The sequence below is a fragment of the Bradyrhizobium sp. PRIMUS42 genome, assembly GCF_023006515.1.
GTDB lineage: Bacteria > Pseudomonadota > Alphaproteobacteria > Rhizobiales > Xanthobacteraceae > Bradyrhizobium.
Map to the genome: position 1 here is coordinate 1 of NZ_JALBGZ010000706.1, position 3,202 is coordinate 3,202.

Here is a 3,202-nt window from a genome sequence, read left to right on the forward strand (position 1 = left end):
CGCACGGCGCGCACGCCGCGAGCCGCCAGCGCCAGGGCGAGCAGACCGAAATAGCCGACGGTGAGGATGCCGGTGATGCGGTCGAGCGTGTTGCCTTCCGCGACCGTGCCGACCTGGCGGCGGGTGAGATTTTGCGTACGCCAGTCTCGATCGTCGCTCTCGATCACGACGCTGCGGCCGCCCTGGTAGATGCCGAGCAGCGACAGTGTCGGGACCAGCACGGCCGCGGCGAGCAGATAGGGTGCGGCGCGCGTGAAGAACGGTTTGAGGCGAAGCCAAAAATAGATGCCGATGCAGCCGTGCACCCAGGCGATCAGCAGCAGGATCGTCATCTGCCAGAGCCGGCCGGGCGCGGCGACGAAGAAGAGATAGAGCTCCTGCGGATAGAGCTTCTGATGATCGTAAAGTGTGTAGCCGAGCCGCACGCCGATCACGTGCCCCATGACCAGAGCCGGAATGCTCAAGCCCAGCACGAGCTGAAGCGGCTCGATCGTCCGCCAGCGGAACTGCCGGCGCTGATAGAGCGCATAGATGCCGAGCCCCATATGCGTGAGCGCCGCCGTGTAGAAGACGATCGCAACGGGGAGGAACTGCCAGAAGACGGTGTGATAGTAGACCCCGGTCTCCATGGCCTCGACCGAGATATTGCCGAGCGCATGGTTGAGGAAATGGCTGATCACATAGGAGAACAGGATCACGCCGCAGATGAGCCGCACCTGCCGCACGCTGGTGGCGCGGACGAGTTCGGACATGTTTGCAGCAGCGATGGCCATGATTCGGTTGTATCAGTTCACGAAGGAGAACAGCCAGCGTAACGTTTAATTCCCGATGTGGACAGGTTGTGAGGTCACATGCCAATCAAGGTTGCGAAATCGTAGGGTGGGCGCTGGGAACACCGCTTGCCCATCCCACCACCCCCACATTGACTCCCCCTCCCAGGTTGGCGAAAAGCGCGGCCGTGACGACAGCTTCTGACATCACCATGCCCTCCAGCGGCGCCACGCGCCGTCCCCTCGTCATGGCCGTCGCGGTCATCGCCGCGATGACGCTGCTCCGTATCGTCTATGCCTCCGCGATCGAGCTGCGCACCGACGAGGCCTATTACTGGACCTGGTCGAAGGAGGGCGCGCTGAGCTTCCTCGATCACCCCCCGGGCATCGCCTGGCTGATCCGCTTCGGTACCGCGATCTTCGGCGACACCACGCTAGGTGTCCGCTTCGGCGGCATCGTCGCGATGCTGGTGACGCAGCTGCTGCTCGCCGACATCGTCCGTCGCCTCACGCATGATGTGCGCGCCGTGGTGCTCGCTGTGCTGATGCCGGAGGCCGCGCTCTACTACGGCCTGCTGATGGCCAAGGTCGCGCCTGACGTCGCCATGATCCCGTTCGCGGTGGCGATGTTCTGGTCGCTGGTGCGGCTGGCGCAGAGCGGCGACGGTCGCTGGTGGCTTGCGGCGGGCCTGTTCGCCGGGCTCTCGATGCTGTCGAAATTCACCGCGATCATGTTCGCGCCTGCGGTCGCCGCCTTTCTGCTCGTGCCGGATTGGCGCTTGCGCTGGCTGCGCAGCCCCTATCCCTATCTCGCCGTGCTGGTCGCGATCGTAGTGTTCTCGCCGGTGCTGATCTGGAACGCGCAGCACGATTGGGCTTCGTTTCGTTTCCAGGGCGTGCGCGCCACCGCCAATTACGGCATCTCGCTGCGGACGATCGGCGATTACATCGGCCTGCAGTTCGGTCTGGTCGGCTTCGTCATGCTGCCGGTGGTGCTGACAGGTCTGGTGCTTACGGCATGGCGCGGCTATCGCACACGCAAGCCGGTTGCGATCCTGCTGTCGACCGCGGTGCTGGTGCCGTTCCTCTATTTCCTTTTCAAGTCGACGACGCTGCGGGTCGGCGACACCTGGCCGATGTTCATGTGGCCGGTGGGGTTTGCCGCCGCCGCCGTGAACTTGGCGACGATGATGAAGGAGAATTGGTCGGCGCGCATGCTGAGATCGTCGGTGTTCTGGGCCAGGACAGCGATCGTCTCGGGCATCGCCTTTGTCGTCATCGTGTTCCTCTATTACGTCGCCGCGCCGTGGAATCTCCTTGGCAAGATCGATCCGATCGGCGCCGAGGCCGGCTATGAGCAGGTTGCCGCGCGCGTGCAAGCCGGGCTGGATGAGACGGGCGCGACCTGGATCGCGACGACGGACTACCGCACCTACGCCATGATGCGCTGGCTGTTCAGGGGGCGCGTGCCTGTCATCGAGATCAACGAGCGCGGCCGTTTCCAGAATTTCAGCGATCCCGGCCTAGACCGGATCAGGGACCACGATGGCATCTATGTCGGCCGCGAGCCAGACGATCATTCGTCGCTGTGGGAGAGCATCCCCGCCAAGCGCGAGCCGCTCGCCCGGGTCGAACGCCGTTGGCGCGGCGTTCTGACGGATACTTATGTGGTTGAGAAGCTGAGCGGCTGGACCCCGGAGCTGTCGCCGCCGAAGGACTCGCCACTGTTTCAGTGGAAGGTGCTGGCTGGGGAATTCGAAAGGCATACACGCGCTTAGCGCGGTAGACTGCGCCTCCTTATCCCCTTGCGCGCATGCCTGTCGCATTGTTGAGCCTCCTGGCGAGTTGGTTAAGCGTTATCACCTTCGCGATTGCGGGCAGGCACCACCCGTAGATGGCGGCACCAGTACGGCCACGCTGACCGTCTCGGTCGTTGGCAACGGCCAGGTTTATGTGAGGGGCACGGACGGCATCGATACGCTCTCTGCAGGCGCGAAAGGAACCGTTCTTGATGGAGGAAACGGCAACGACACCCTTAGTATCGTAGGGTGGGCAAAGCGAAGCATGCCCACCACTTCCGTCGAAGTGCCGGATTAATGGTGGGCACGGCGCAAGTGCGCCTTTGCCCACCCTACGGTTCCTGGCTACTCCTCTCCGTCCTTCTTTCGCAGCAGATCCGTCGCGAGGTCCGACAGCTTCGGTGGCGGCAGCGCTGCGAACGGCAGCGGGCGCGTGACGTCGATCGCGGCGAGGCCAAGCCGCGCCGTCAACAAGCCATTGAGCACGCCTTCGCCGAGGCGCTGCGACAGTTTTGCCGCGATGCCGTGGCCTGGTCGAGGTAGCGCGGATAGATCGTGGCTGTCCGCTGTTCAGGCGCGAGCGCATCGTGATGAGCCGCGATCGACAGGAAGATGCGGTCGATCGATTGCACC

Annotated in this window: 1 protein-coding gene and 2 pseudogenes; 1 reads left to right on the plus strand and 2 read right to left on the minus strand. The window is 63.9% G+C overall.

Annotation, left to right across the window (positions count from 1 at the left end; all coding sequences use genetic code 11):
• Positions 1–773: pseudogene (locus MOV75_RS32205) on the minus strand (adenylate/guanylate cyclase domain-containing protein); the annotation flags it as partial.
• Positions 774–982: 209 nt separating this feature from the next.
• Between MOV75_RS32205 and MOV75_RS32210 the strand changes: the two are divergent.
• Complete coding sequence (locus tag MOV75_RS32210) at positions 983–2,548, plus strand: glycosyltransferase family 39 protein (RefSeq protein ID WP_246931068.1); 1,566 nt, start codon at positions 983–985, stop codon at positions 2,546–2,548.
• 366 nt (positions 2,549–2,914) lie between these two features.
• Here MOV75_RS32210 and MOV75_RS32215 read toward each other — a convergent pair.
• Positions 2,915–3,100, minus strand: a pseudogene (locus MOV75_RS32215) (DUF697 domain-containing protein); the annotation flags it as partial.
• Positions 3,101–3,202 lie beyond the last annotated feature (102 nt).

Bases quoted from the DNA above. Each gene is read 5' to 3' on its own strand.
- MOV75_RS32210 (WP_246931068.1), top strand. From the start codon at position 983: ATGCCCTCCAGCGGCGCCACGCGCCGTCCCCTCGTCATGGCCGTCGCG.